11 protein-coding genes are annotated in these 13,023 nt (G+C 69.8%); 8 read left to right on the top strand and 3 right to left on the bottom strand.

The annotated features are described in order from the left end of the window. The first annotated feature begins 290 nt into the window (after window positions 1–290). A complete protein-coding gene (locus QH276_RS29265; protein WP_280401371.1) occupies window positions 291–824 on the top strand; it encodes a GNAT family N-acetyltransferase in 534 nt (177 codons plus the stop codon). Here the strand turns inward: QH276_RS29265 and QH276_RS29260 are convergent. Beyond that, complete coding sequence (locus QH276_RS29260; protein WP_280401370.1) at window positions 812–2,365, bottom strand: glycerol-3-phosphate dehydrogenase/oxidase; 1,554 nt, start codon at window positions 2,363–2,365, stop codon at window positions 812–814. The genes QH276_RS29265 and QH276_RS29260 overlap by 13 nt on opposite strands. 48 nt (window positions 2,366–2,413) lie before the next feature. Further along, on the bottom strand, window positions 2,414–3,040 hold the full coding sequence (locus QH276_RS29255; protein ID WP_280401369.1) for a TetR/AcrR family transcriptional regulator: 627 nt from the start codon (window positions 3,038–3,040) through the stop codon (window positions 2,414–2,416). A 104-nt stretch (window positions 3,041–3,144) separates the two neighbouring features. Here QH276_RS29255 and QH276_RS29250 point away from each other — a divergent pair, with 104 nt between their 5' ends. After that, the gene (locus QH276_RS29250; RefSeq protein ID WP_280401392.1) at window positions 3,145–4,722 is read left to right on the top strand and encodes an FAD-binding oxidoreductase; all 1,578 of its coding nucleotides are present in this window, start codon (window positions 3,145–3,147) and stop codon (window positions 4,720–4,722) included. Further along, window positions 4,719–5,651, top strand: a complete 933-nt coding sequence (locus QH276_RS29245) for a diacylglycerol/lipid kinase family protein (RefSeq protein WP_280401368.1) — start codon at window positions 4,719–4,721, stop codon at window positions 5,649–5,651. The genes QH276_RS29250 and QH276_RS29245 overlap by 4 nt, the downstream gene beginning before the upstream one ends. Before the next feature lie 235 nt (window positions 5,652–5,886). On the opposite strand, the gene QH276_RS29240 is transcribed toward QH276_RS29245, so the two are convergent. After that, window positions 5,887–6,624 carry an AAA family ATPase gene (locus QH276_RS29240; RefSeq protein ID WP_280401367.1) on the bottom strand — a complete coding sequence of 246 codons (738 nt, stop codon included), beginning with the start codon at window positions 6,622–6,624 and terminating at the stop codon, window positions 5,887–5,889. 464 nt (window positions 6,625–7,088) lie between these two features. Between QH276_RS29240 and QH276_RS29235 the strand changes: the two genes are divergently transcribed. The 5 genes from QH276_RS29235 to QH276_RS29215 form a co-directional block, all read left to right on the top strand. Next, window positions 7,089–9,767, top strand: a complete 2,679-nt coding sequence (locus tag QH276_RS29235) for a valine--tRNA ligase (protein WP_280401366.1) — start codon at window positions 7,089–7,091, stop codon at window positions 9,765–9,767. After that, complete coding sequence (folC, locus tag QH276_RS29230; protein ID WP_432278712.1) at window positions 9,764–11,224, top strand: bifunctional tetrahydrofolate synthase/dihydrofolate synthase; 1,461 nt, start codon at window positions 9,764–9,766, stop codon at window positions 11,222–11,224. Before QH276_RS29235 ends, folC begins: the two co-directional genes overlap by 4 nt. Further along, a complete protein-coding gene (locus tag QH276_RS29225; RefSeq protein WP_280401390.1) occupies window positions 11,224–11,640 on the top strand; it encodes a DUF4233 domain-containing protein in 417 nt (138 codons plus the stop codon). Before folC ends, QH276_RS29225 begins: the two co-directional genes overlap by 1 nt. Before the next feature lie 134 nt (window positions 11,641–11,774). Further along, the gene (gene ndk, locus QH276_RS29220) at window positions 11,775–12,191 is read left to right on the top strand and encodes a nucleoside-diphosphate kinase (RefSeq protein WP_280401365.1); all 417 of its coding nucleotides are present in this window, start codon (window positions 11,775–11,777) and stop codon (window positions 12,189–12,191) included. A 408-nt stretch (window positions 12,192–12,599) separates the two neighbouring features. Next, the coding region (locus QH276_RS29215; RefSeq protein WP_280406967.1) for a translation initiation factor IF-2 N-terminal domain-containing protein at window positions 12,600–13,023 on the top strand (424 nt) is incomplete at its 3' end.

Genomic DNA, 13,023 nt, shown 5'->3' with positions numbered 1-13,023 from the left:
TGCCGCGCTTTATATTGGGCCCCCCCCCGGGGGGCGCGGGGTTCGGGGCCCCCGGAAGTCTCGTTCTTCACTCCGCCGCTCCTCCGCTTCGCTCCCCCGCTCTGTCGCTCCAGAACGAGACGGGCCCCGAACCGCGGAGGTTTGACCGATCGGAGTGGGTGCCACCGGTGTCGACCGTCCGAGAGGTGCATGGCGGAACCACCGCGCGCGCCAGCGCGCCAAAAACACAGCACCTTTGCGATCGGGTCTGCGGGTATTCTTCGCGGCCGGTGCCACGAACGGGAGTGTTTATGATTCGAGAGGCGACCGCCGCGGATATCCCTCGGCTGCAGGATATCGAGGTGCGGGCGGGGCGGCCGTTCGCCGCGGTGGGTATGGACGCGGTGGCCGGTGACGAGCCGCTGCCGGAGCAGGTGCTGGGGGAGTTCGTGCTCGACGGCCGGGCCTGGGTGTGGGTGGCCGGTGCGGAGCCGGTCGGCTATCTCATCGTGAGCATCCTCGACGGCAACGCGCATATCGACCAGGTATCGGTGCTGCCCGAGTTTCGGGGGCAGCGGATCGGCCGCCGGCTGATCGACCGGGCGGTGCGTTGGGCGGCCGGGCGGGGGTTACCGGCGATCACGTTGACCACGTTCACCGAGGTCGCGTGGAACGGTCCCTACTATCGGCGGCTCGGTTTCCGCTATCTCAGGCCGGGCGAGGAAACCCCCGGCCTGCGCGCCGTGCGGGCGGCGGAGGCCGCGCACGGGCTGGATCGCTGGCCGCGCGCCGGTATGACGGCGTCCGTCGCGGAGTGGGAGTACATCGGAGGTCAGCCGGAGTAGGTGGCCACCATGGCCTCGGCGGTCGCACGGGCCGCGGCGCGGTCGTCGGCGACCAGGCCGATTCGGGTGCGGCGGTCCAGGAGATCGTCGGCGTCCAGGGCGCCTTCCTGAGTGAGGGACCAGGCGAATTCCGCTGCCACCACATCGATTCCGGGTGCTACCGGTGCGGCGAGTGCCGGGTCGGTCGCGGCGAGCGCCGCCACGGCGGGGGCTTCGGCGCCGTAGCGTTCGATCAGCAGTTGTGGTGCGAGCAGCCGATCCCGGGCCCCGCCGGTGACCGCGCCGGCCAGCGGAAGATCCATTGTGCGGCAGGGTCCGGCCGGGAGCCCGGCACGGGTTACGGCGGCGTCGACGGCGTCCTGCGCCATCTTGCGGTAGGTGGTGAGTTTGCCGCCCACCACGGTGATCACCCCGGACGGGGAGGTGAGGACCGCGTGTTCACGGGAGATATCGGCGGTATCGTCGCCGGCGGTGCGCAGCAGCGGACGCAGCCCGGCGTAGGAACCGCGGATATCGCCGTGGGTGAGTGGAACTCGCAGAACAGTGTTCACCGTGTCCAGCAGGAAATCGACTTCGCCGGGGGTGGGCCGGGGTTCGTCGGGCACCGGACCCGGCGCGTCCTCATCGGTCAGGCCCAGATACACCCGGCCGTGCGGGGCGGGCAGCGCGAAGACGAAGCGGCCCACCGACCCCGCGACCGGGATGGTCAGGGCGGCGGTGAGACCGCCGAAGGCCGCGGCGTCGAAGACGAGATGGGTGCCGCGGCTGGGGCGGAGGTCGATACTCGGATCCACCTGGTCGGCCCACACCCCGGTGGCGTTGACGACCGCCGCGGCGCGGACCGTCAGCGTTTCGCCGGTCCGGGTGTCGCGGAGGGTGGCGCCGTCCCCGGTGACGGATTCGGCGGCGACCCGGGTGAGCACCGTGGCGCCCTGGGCGGCGGCGGTCCTGGCCAGCGCCACCACCAGGCGGGCGTCGTCGACCAGCTGCCCGTCCCAGGCTTGTAGCCCGCCGCGCAGTCCGTCCTGTCGCACGGTCGGGGCCAGGCGCAGCGTTTCGGCGCGGGTGACCCGGCGGGACCTCGGCAGCACGGCGGCCGGGGTGCGGGCGCCGGCGCGCAGGAGATCGCCGGCCAGGAAACCGGTGCGGATCAGGGTCCGCGGGCCGAATCCGAGTCCGGGCAGGAGGGGTACCAGCTGCGGTAGCGGGCGCACCAGGTGCGGTGCGTTGCGCCGCAACAGGATGCCGCGTTCGACCGCGCTCTCGTGGGCGATGCCGATCCGTCCGCTCGCCAGATAACGCAGGCCGCCGTGGACGAGTTTGGAACTCCAGCGGCTGGTGCCGTGCGCGAGATCGTTCTTCTCCACGAGGACGGTGCGCAGTCCGCGCGCGGCGGCGTCGAGGGCGACCCCGGCGCCGGTCACTCCGCCACCGATGACCAGCAGGTCGAGGGTGGGGTCGTCGCCGAGGGCGGTGAGTTCGCGGGTGCGCCGGCGGGCATCGAGTGCGGGCCCGGCGGTATCGGAAGGGCTGGTGACCATCTGTGCGTGGCGCGTGGCGGGGCGGGAATGTGTCCCGCCGGCCGTGCGCTACTCCTTCCCGGACGAGTGGGTTTCGGGCGCGAGATACGCGTCGAGCGCGTGCCGGAGTTCGGTATCCATGGCGGGCCCGGCGAGCAGTTCGCTGACCGTGGCCGCCGATTGCACGGCCGACTGGGCGATCAGCAGCATCATCGCCGCGAGATGCCCGGGATCGCCGGCGCGCACCGAGCCGTCGGCCTGCCCGTCGCGGATACCGCCGGTGAACAGCTCGAGCAGCTGGCGCTGGTTGCGCCCGAGCCGGCCGAAGACATAGGTGAGCATGAGGTCGGTATCGGTGCGGAAGATCTTGCCGAACAGGGGGTTCGACCGTACCTGTGCCGCCCCGGCCACCACACCGGTGACCAGCCGGGTGCGGGCGTCACCCGATTCCGGTATCGCCGACGCGATGATCGCGCGCAATTCCTCTACCAGCAGTTCGCCGATGAGCGCCCGGCTGTCCGGCCAGCGCCGGTAGACGGTGGGCCGGCTCACCCGCGCCCGGCGGGCGACCTCGGCCAGGGTGGTGCGCCGGACCCCGAATTCCGCGACGCAGTCGCGTGCGGCGTCCAGGATCGTCCGGTCCACCGAACCGGCGTCCTGTGGAGGGGCGCTATCGGACACGGGCTGCGACCTCATCTCGGAGGGTTTACTTCTTGACACTTCATGTCAAACTGTAACGCATGACCACTGGGCAGGGTGAGACTCCCGCAGAACCGGCCGGACACGCCGCGCGACCCGATATGGTGTGGGACGCCTGGGGAGTTCCCGCCGGGCACACACCGTTGCCGGAGCAGATTCGCGGTCTGCTCGGCCAGGTGTTCGGCGTCTCCGGTGAACCGGTGGCGCGTCGTGATGAGGGCGAGGTGCCGCTACGGCCGCCGGTCCTGTCCGCGGACCGGCGTGCCGGTCTCGTGCGGCTGGTGGGGGAGGAGCACGTATCCACCGAGCATGCCGCCCGGCTTCGGCATGCCGGCGGTAAGAGCACGCTCGATCTGCTGCGCAGGCGGGCCGAAGGTCCCCAGGACGCGCCCGACGCGGTGGTCTGCCCGGCCGATCACGCGCAGGTGGCCGATCTTCTCGCCTACTGCTCCGAACAGGGCATCGCCGTGGTCCCGTTCGGCGGCGGCACCAGCGTGGTCGGCGGTCTCGACCCGGTGCGCGGCCGGTTCGACACCGTGCTCGCCCTGGACCTGCGCCGCCTCGACGCGCTGCTCGACTGCGACCCGGTCTCCGGCACCGCGACCTTCGGCGCCGGAGTCACCGGACCGCGGGCCGAACAGTTGCTCGCCGCGCACGGACTGTCGCTCGGGCATTACCCGCAGAGCTTCGAATTCGCGAGTATCGGCGGCTTCGCGGCCACCCGGTCGTCCGGCCAGGCCTCCGCCGGATACGGCCGTTTCGACGATATGGTCCAGCGCTTGCGGGTCGCGACGCCCACCGGCACCGTGGCGCTGGGCCGGGCGCCGGCCTCCGCCGCCGGACCCGATCTGCGGGAGCTTTTCCTCGGTTCCGAGGGCGCGTTCGGCGTGATCACCGAGGTCACCGTCCGGGTCCATCCTGTTCCGGAAACCACGGCTCATATGGCGTGGTCTTTCCCTGATTTCGGCACCGGGGCCGCCGCGCTGCGGGCGGTCGTGCAGACCGGCGCCGCCCCGACGGTGCTGCGATTGTCCGACGAGGCCGAAACCGGGCTGAACCTGGCGCGCTCCAAGGATGTCGGCGGGACCCCGGTCGCCGGCTGCCTCGCTGTCACCACCTTCGAAGGCAGTGCCGCCCATGTCGCCGCGCGCGGCGCCGAGGCGGCCGGCCTGCTGCGCGCGGCGGGTGGTACCGAACTGGGTCCCGGGCCCGCCCGGGACTGGGAGCACGGCCGGTTCGCCGCGCCCTACCTCCGCGACGCCCTCCTCGACGCCGGGGTGCTGTGCGAAACACTGGAAACGGCGACGACCTGGGACCGGCTGGGTGAACTGAAGGCCCGGGTCACCACCGCGCTCACCGAGGCGCTCTCGGCCCAGGGCACGCCCGCGCTGGTCATGTGCCATATCTCGCACACCTACCCGACCGGCGCGTCGCTGTACTTCACTGTCGTCGCGAAACTCCTCGACGACCCGATCACCCAGTGGTGGACCGCGAAACAGGCCGCGGGTGACGCCATCGCCGCCGCCGGTGCCACCATCACCCACCACCACGCGGTGGGCGCAGACCATCGCGCGTGGCTGCCGGCCGAGATCGGGGAGCTGGGGGTGCGGGTACTGCGCGCGGTGAAACGCGAAATCGACCCGGCCGGGATTCTCAACCCTGGCACACTGCTGCCATGACCGAGGCGAGCGGCCGGGCCGGACTCCGCGAGGTGCGCGCGGTCGCGGTGGTGACGAACCCCTCCGCCGGCCAGGGCCGGGCCCGCGACGCGGCGCGGACGGTGGCCGAACAGCTGTCCCGCGACGGTATCGAGATCATCGAGATCCACGCCCCATCCGCCGCCGAAACCCGGGAGGGCCTGCGGGCGGCCCTGGCCGGCGCAGCGCTGGACGCGGTCGTCTGCGTCGGCGGGGACGGGCTGGTTTCCACCATCCTCGACCCGCTCGCGCACAGTACGGTCCCACTGGCTCTGGTACCGGCGGGCACGGGCAACGATCTGGCCCGCGAATTCGGGATCGGCGACGATCCGCGCCGTGCCGCCGAACTGGTCCGCACGGGGCGGGTGCGCACCATCGACCTGGGCCGCCTGGAACCCAGCGGGCACGAACCCATGTGGTTCGCGACTGTCGCCTGCACCGGTTTCGACGCCCGGGTCACCCTGCGCGCCAACCGGATGCGCCGGCCGCGCGGCCGGCTGCGCTACACCTTCGCCGCGGTCGCCGAAATCGCCCACGGCACCACCGTGCCGTACCGGATCGAATTGGCCGGAGACCAGCCGGAACCGGTGCTCGACACCGAGGCGCTGCTGGTCGCGGTGGGTAACACCACGACCTACGGCGGCGGTATGCGCATCTGCCCCGACGCGGTCTGCGACGACGGACTACTCGACGTGACGGTGGTCGGCAAGGTTTCCCACCTCGAGATGCTGCGCATCCTGCCCGCGCTGTCGGCGGGCAAACGCATCGAACATCCCGCGGTGCGCCAGTTCCGGGTCGAATCGGTGCGCTTGTCCGCCCCGGACGCCCCCGCCACCGCGGACGGAGAACCCGCCGGGCGGCTCCCGGTGACAGTACGTGCCGTGCCCCGCGCCCTCACCCTTCTGTATTGACGGTGGCATGGTGCCTCGACGCTGCCTCCGGCGATCTGCCGAAGCCGACCGACCTGCGAACGATAGCGCGTACGCGATACCGCGCCCGCCCAGCCGGAGGCCATCCGGCCACAACCTGTGAAGGTCACGGGGCCGGGCCCGTGGCCTGGAGAGACGGGACAGAGGAGCGGCGGAGTGGTGAAGCGAACGCTGCTCTGTGCGGCTCGGGCGGCGAGCGGATTTTCCTCCCGCGTGCTCAGGCGGCGAAGCGGATTTCGTCGAGGTGGTCGACGGCGGTGCGGTCCAGGAGGACGACTGATTCCGGTCGCGGGTGCGGGCCCGCTTCGCCTTCCACCTGGTCCAATAGCTTTCTCCAGCGCCGGACGTGCCAGTTGAACGAGGCGCGGCCGACCCGCCGGCCGCGGGCGTACTGCCCCGCCCGGGCGACCGTCGCGGGGACATCGAGCAGCACCATATGCAGTTCGCGGCCACGCCGGCCGGCCCACCTGGTCAGCAGGCGGCGGGTGAATGCGACAGTGCCGCAATCGTGGATCACCACGGGGCCGGTGTGATCGCGTAGGGCGATCCAGATCCGTCGGAAATGCACCAGATGCACCACCGGCCGCCACAGCGGGTACGGCAACCAGGCCAGCCGGCGCCGCCAGGAGTTCCGGGCCTGGATCGAATCGAGTACCAGCGCACCGCCCGGACTCGCGGGCGGAGTGCGATCTTCGGGTCCGGCGCCGAACAGTTTGCGCAGCGCGGTGCTCTTACCCGCACCCGGGATACCGGCGAAAATCACTGTGGCCGTGGGCGGATACCGCAACTCCCCGGTGCGGCGGCCGCGGAGATCCACAACTCCTCGTGGGTTCAGGACAAGCGAATCCGATTCGGGGACGATGGATTCGGGTGGATACAACGGGACCGAGTCGAGCGGGGGGTTCACGATGTCCAGGGTCCCCAGTGCGACCGATTTCGGCAAGGCGGAACCCACAAGGCCCGCATAACCTCACACGTCACGAACCGGACAAAGTGCCGTATCTCCTCTTTGTGACGGATCTGAGAATTCCGGTGTTCAAGCTGAGAATCTGTTATGGATTCGGGGCGCGGCCATCGATCGGCGGTAGGCTGTCTCATGTAGGCGGAGTCTTCGGTGTCCCTCATCCACCGAAGGCTCCGCCTTCGGCTTTTCCAGGCCCCCGCCAGCGCCTTCAGCGGCCACCACACCAACCTCGCGGGACCGGCCCGTACGAACACGCCTCGGTACAACCGCCTTCCCCTATGCGATCGGCCATACCTCGACGCATCACCCCCGTGGTTCGGGGCCCGTCTCGGATCTGGACTGACGGAGCGGGGGAGCGAAGCGGAGGAGCGGAGGAGGGAAGATTCGAGACTTCGGGGGCCCCGAACCGGCGACGCCGGAGGCGGCGCAGAAAACACTGACACTAGAATCGGCGCGTGACCAGCGCAGCCCCTGACAACACGCGTAATCGTGCCGATGCCCTCCCCAAGAGCTGGAATCCCGGCGAGGTGGAGGCCGACCTGTACGAGCGCTGGGTAGCCGCCGGTTACTTCACCGCCGACCCGCGCAGTTCCGCGCCCGGTTACTCGATCGTGCTGCCGCCGCCGAATGTCACCGGCACCTTGCATATGGGCCATGCCCTGGACCACACCTTGATGGACACCCTCGCCCGCCGCAAGCGGATGCAGGGGTACGAGGTGCTGTGGCTGCCGGGTATGGATCACGCCGGTATCGCGACCCAGTCGGTGGTGGAGAAGCAGCTCGCGGCCGATGGTAAGACCAAAGAGGATTTCGGGCGCGAACTGTTCGTGCAGAAGGTCTGGGACTGGAAGCGCGAATCCGGTGGCGCGATCCAGGGGCAGATGCGGGCCCTCGGTGACGGTGTCGACTGGTCGCGGGACCGGTTCACCATGGACGAGGGCCTGTCGCGGGCCGTGCAGACCATTTTCAAACGGCTTTTCGACGCCGGGCTCATCTACCGGGCCGAACGGCTGGTGAACTGGTCGCCGGAACTGCGGACCGCCATCTCCGATATCGAGGTGAAATACGACGAGGTCGCCGGCGAACTGGTGTCGCTGCGTTACGGTTCGCTCGACGATGCCGAACCGCATGTCATCGTCGCCACCACCCGGGTCGAGACGATGCTCGGTGATACCGCGGTCGCGGTGCACCCCGACGATCCGCGCTACCGGGCCTTGATCGGTACGACGCTCGAACATCCCATCACCGGCCGGCAGATCCCGGTCATTGCCGATTCCTACGTCGATCCCGAATTCGGTTCCGGCGCGGTGAAGATCACCCCCGCGCACGACCCCAACGACTTCGAGATGGGCCTGCGGCACAACCTGCCCATGCCCACGATCATGGACGAACGCGGCCGGATCGCCGGTACCGGGACCGAATTCGACGGGATGGACCGTTTCGAGGCCCGGGTGAAGGTGCGCGAGCGACTGGCCGCCGAAGGCCGGGTCGTCGCCGAGAAGCGCCCCTACCTGCACAGTGTCGGTCATTCCGAGCGCAGCGGTGAACCGATCGAACCGCGGCTGTCCATGCAGTGGTGGGTGAAGGTCGAGGCGCTGGCCAAAGCCGCCGGTGACGCCGTGCGCAACGGAGATACGGTGATCCACCCCGCGAGCCAGGAACCGCGCTGGTTCGACTGGGTCGACGATATGCACGACTGGTGTATCTCGCGGCAGCTGTGGTGGGGCCACCGCATTCCCATCTGGTACGGGCCGGAGGGCGAAGTGGTCTGCGTCGGACCCGATGAACAGGCGCCCGAGGGCTGGGTGCAGGACCCGGACGTCCTGGACACCTGGTTCTCCTCGGGCCTGTGGCCGTTCTCCACCATGGGCTGGCCGGACGCCACCCCGGAACTGGCCAAGTTCTATCCGACCAGTGTGCTGGTCACCGGGTACGACATCCTGTTCTTCTGGGTCGCCCGGATGATGATGTTCGGCACCTTCGTCGCCGACGACGCCGCGCTCACCGCCGGTAAGGGTGGCGAATACCAGATTCCGTTCAAGGACGTGTTCCTGCACGGCCTGATCCGCGACCAGTACGGCAAGAAGATGTCGAAATCGCGCGGTAACGGGATCGACCCGCTGGACTGGATCCGCGACTACGGCGCCGACGCCCTGCGGTTCACCCTGGCCCGCGGCGCCCAGCCCGGTGGCGATCTGTCCGTCGGCGAACCGCATGCGCTGGCCTCGCGCAGTTTCGTCACCAAACTGTTCAACGCCACCAAGTTCGCGCTGATGAACGGCGCCCGCACCGGCGATCTACCGGCCCGCGACACGCTCACCGATGCCGACCGCTGGATCATCGACCGGCTCGACGAGGTGCTGGTCGAGGTCGACGCCGCGTTCGACGCCTATGAGTTCGGTAAGGCCTGCGAGGCGCTCTACCACTTCGCCTGGGACGAACTCTGCGACTGGTATCTGGAACTGTCCAAGGTCCAGTTCGCCGAGAGCGAGGCGCGCGCCGAATCCACCCGCGTGGTGCTCGGCACCGTGCTGGATTCGGTGCTGCGGCTGCTGCATCCGGTGATCCCGTTCGTCACCGAATCGCTGTGGCAGGCGCTGACCGGCGGCGAATCGGTGGTGATCGCGCAGTGGCCACGGCCGTCCGGCATCCCGGCCGATACCGGGTCCGCCCAGCGGATCGCCGATCTGCAGCGGCTGGTCACCGAGATCCGCCGGTTCCGTAGCGATCAGGGGCTCAACGACAAGCAGAAGGTCGCCGCGCGGGTGATCGGGCTGGACGAGGCCGGGCTCACCCGGCTGCATCCCGAGGTCGCCAACCTGGGGCGGCTCACCGAGCCGGGCGAGAACTTCGCCGCCACCGCGTCGGTGGAGGTCCGGCTGAGCGCCACCACGGTCACCGTCGAGGTCGACACCTCCGGCAGCGTGGACCTGGTGGCCGAGCGCCGCCGCCTGGAAAAGGATCTGGCCGCCGCGCAGAAGGAGCTCGCCGGCACCGAGGCCAAACTCGGCAACGAATCCTTCCTGGCCAAGGCGCCGGAACAGGTGGTGGGCAAAATCCGGTCCCGGCGCGATATCGCCGCCGCCGAGGTGGAGCGGATCGGGTCCCGGCTGGCCGAGCTGAGCGGCAAGTGAACGACCACGAGCCGAATCCGGAACCGGAGCCGCAGCACGGCGGCGCCCGGCTCGGTACCGGGCCGTCGCCGGTCGAACTGGCGGAGATGGCGCTGGTCGAGGCCGAACTCGACCGGCGCTGGCCGGAAACCAAGCTCGAGCCGTCGCTCACCCGCATCGCGGCGCTGATGGATGTGCTGGGTTCGCCGCAGCGCGGTTACCCGGCCATTCATATCGCCGGCACCAACGGCAAAACCTCGGTGACCCGGATGATCGATTCGCTGCTCACCGCGCTGCACCGGCGCACCGGCCGGCTCACCAGCCCGCATCTGCAGCTGGCGACCGAGCGGATCGGGATCGACAACCGGCCGATCTCCCCGGCGCACTACGTGGAGCTGTATCGCGAACTGCAGCCGTATATCGAGATGATCGACGCCCAGTCGGCGACCGCGGGCGGCCCGCCGATGAGCAAATTCGAGGTGCTCACCGCCATGGCGTACGCGGCGTTCGCCGAGGCCCCGGTGGATGTGGCGGTGGTGGAAACCGGGATGGGCGGCAGCTGGGACGCCACCAATGTGATCGACGGGCAGGTCGCGGTGATCACGCCCATCGGCCTCGACCACACCGACTATCTGGGTCCGGATCTGGCTTCCATCGCCAAGGAGAAGGCCGGGATCATCAAACCCGCCCCCGAATCCTTGGTGCCCGTCGACAATGTCGCGGTCATCGCCGAACAGGATCCGGAGGCCATGGAGGTGCTGCTGCGCCGGGCCGTGGAGGTCGATGCCGCGGTCGCCCGCGCGGGCGCCGAGTTCCGGGTACTGAGCCGGCGGATCGCCGTCGGCGGGCAGCAGCTGGAACTGCAGGGGCTCGGCGGGGTGTACGACGAGATCTTCCTGCCGCTACACGGTGAACACCAGGCCCACAATGCCGCCCTGGCACTCGCGGCCGTGGAGGCTTTCTTCGGGGCGGGGGCGCAGCGCCAGCTCGATATCGACGCGATCCGCGCCGGCTTCGCCGAGGTCACCAGCCCCGGCCGGCTCGAGCGGATGCGTAATGCGCCCACCCTGTTCGTCGACGCGGCGCACAATCCGGCGGGCGCGTCCGCGCTGGCGGCCACACTCTCCGCGGAATTCGATTTCCGCAAACTGGTCGGCGTGGTCGCAGTGCTCGGCGACAAGGATGTCGAGGGCATCCTGGCTGCTCTCGAACCGGTTTTCGACGAGATAGTCGTCACCACGAACGGTTCCCCCCGGGCGCTGCCCGTCGACCGCCTGGCCGATCTCGCCGTTCAGCGATTCGGCGACGAACGCGTGGTCACCGCGCAGAGCCTGCCCGACGCCCTGGAAACCGCCATCGCCCTCGCCGAGGAGGTCGGCGACTCCGGGGAAATGGTGTCGGGCGCCGGCGTGGTCGTCACCGGTTCGGTCGTCACCGCCGGCGCCGCCCGCGCCCTCTTCGGTAAGGACCCCGCATGATGAGTGAGAGCGAATCCAATGGCCCCGCTCCGGCATCGGCCGCGCCCGACCCGTGGAAGGGTCTGCGCGGGGTGATGGCCGGGGCACTGGTGCTCGAGGCGATCACCGTGCTGCTCGCGCTACCGGTGGTCGCCGATATCGCCGGGGGGATCACCTGGGTGTCGGGGACATATCTGGTGGCGCTGGCTCTGCTCATGATTGCCGGGGCCGGTGTGCAGCGGCGGCCGTGGGCCATCCCGTTCAACCTGGGTTTGCAGGTGCTGGTGCTGGCCGGTGGGATCTTCCATATCTCGATCGCGGTGATCGGGGTCGTGTTCCTCGCCGTATGGGCCTTCATCCTGGTGCTCCGCTCCGATGTCAAACGCCGGATGGAGGCCGGGACCCTGCCCGGTCAGCGGCCGCCGCGCGGCTCCTGAATCCGGTGGTCACCGGCCGGGATCGTCACCCGGCGGACGCCGGCCGGGGCCGGTCGCCGGTACCTGCGCCGATGCCGCGTCGATCGGCGGACGGCGATTGGGCAACGCCGCGACGCGCCCATTAGGCTGGCCGCGTGACAGAGCAGACATTGATTCTGATCAAACCGGACGGCGTCGCGCGCGGTTGTGTCGGCGAGGTGCTGAGCCGGGTCGAGCGCAAGGGCCTGAAGATCGCGGCCCTGAAGCTCGAGCAGGTGGACGCGGAACTGGCCGGTGCCCACTATGCCGAGCACGCCGACAAACCGTTCTACGGCTCGCTGATCGACTTCATCACCTCCGGCCCGGTGGTCGCGGCCGTTCTCGAAGGCCCGCGCGCCATCGCCGCGTTCCGGCAGCTGGCCGGTGGCACCGACCCGGTGGAGAAAGCCGCCCCCGGCAGCATCCGCGGCGACCTCGCCCTGGAGACCCAGTCGAACCTGGTGCACGGATCGGACTCGCCCGACTCCGCCAAGCGTGAAATCTCCCTATGGTTCCCCGAATTCCCGCTCTGAACACTGCCCGGTAACGGGCTTTCCGGATCCGTGCGAGTGCCTTGCGCAGCGCCGTGGCGAACGCCTGGCGCATGGTGTGGGATACTGGTACTTGGTTGCGCCCGACACATGGGAGCGACCGGATGACACACTGCGGAACGATGCCGCCATCGCTGCCGCGGACGTAAGAGCCGAAAGATCTCGGCTACGTCTGCCCGGCGCGCTGGACGAGTGCTCGCACCGCGGAGTTCAGCCATATGCCAGGCGCCGCGTGGCCAGTTAGCCCGACCGACGTTCGATAGTGGAGATAACCGGGCACGCGGGGCGAGACCATTGACCTCGTGCCAACCGCGCGAGGCGGACGGAAAGCGTCCCCGCGACGGCCGCGTCACTCGTAGAGGAACGCGCCCGGGGGCCCGAGGAGACTTCGTGGCCGATCAAGAGCCGCTGCACACAACATCACAGGACGACGATCACTTGCCGGAGCGAATCCGAGTACATGCCCTCGCCAAACGGCTGGGTGTGACCAGTAAGCGCATCTTGGCCAAACTCAGCGAACTCGGGACCGAGGCCCGCAGCCCGCAGTCGAGCGTGGACCGGGCCGTCGCGGAATCGGTCCGCGAATCGCTGACCACTCCCAATCTCAACCCGCCCGAACCGGGCCTGTTCGAACCGGCCGGCGCCGCGCCGGATACCGGTGCGGCCGGGACACCCGAGACGGGTGACGCGGTTGCCTCCGCCGCGAACGCCGGCACCGCTGCGGATCAGGCGGCAAGCCCCGCGGCGGCGCCGGGTGGCGGGTCCGGGCAAATTCCTGGCATCGGTACGGAGACCGTCGCCGCGGGCGCGGCCG

Origin of the sequence: Nocardia carnea (genome assembly GCF_029869215.1) — a bacterium.
Taxonomy (GTDB): Bacteria; Actinomycetota; Actinomycetes; order Mycobacteriales; family Mycobacteriaceae; genus Nocardia; species Nocardia carnea_B.
The sequence above is the reverse complement of the archived record's forward strand: the minus strand, read 5'-3'. Positions and strand labels throughout refer to the sequence as shown.

Coding starts and splice junctions, on each gene's coding strand:
- QH276_RS29265 (WP_280401371.1), top strand. CDS start 291: ATGATTCGAGAGGCGACCGCCGCGGATATCCCTCGGCTGCAGGATATC.
- QH276_RS29245 (WP_280401368.1), top strand. CDS start 4,719: ATGACCGAGGCGAGCGGCCGGGCCGGACTCCGCGAGGTGCGCGCGGTC.
- QH276_RS29250 (WP_280401392.1), top strand. CDS start 3,145: ATGGTGTGGGACGCCTGGGGAGTTCCCGCCGGGCACACACCGTTGCCG.
- QH276_RS29260 (WP_280401370.1), bottom strand. CDS start 2,365: ATGGTCACCAGCCCTTCCGATACCGCCGGGCCCGCACTCGATGCCCGC.
- QH276_RS29255 (WP_280401369.1), bottom strand. CDS start 3,040: ATGAGGTCGCAGCCCGTGTCCGATAGCGCCCCTCCACAGGACGCCGGT.
- QH276_RS29225 (WP_280401390.1), top strand. CDS start 11,224: ATGAGTGAGAGCGAATCCAATGGCCCCGCTCCGGCATCGGCCGCGCCC.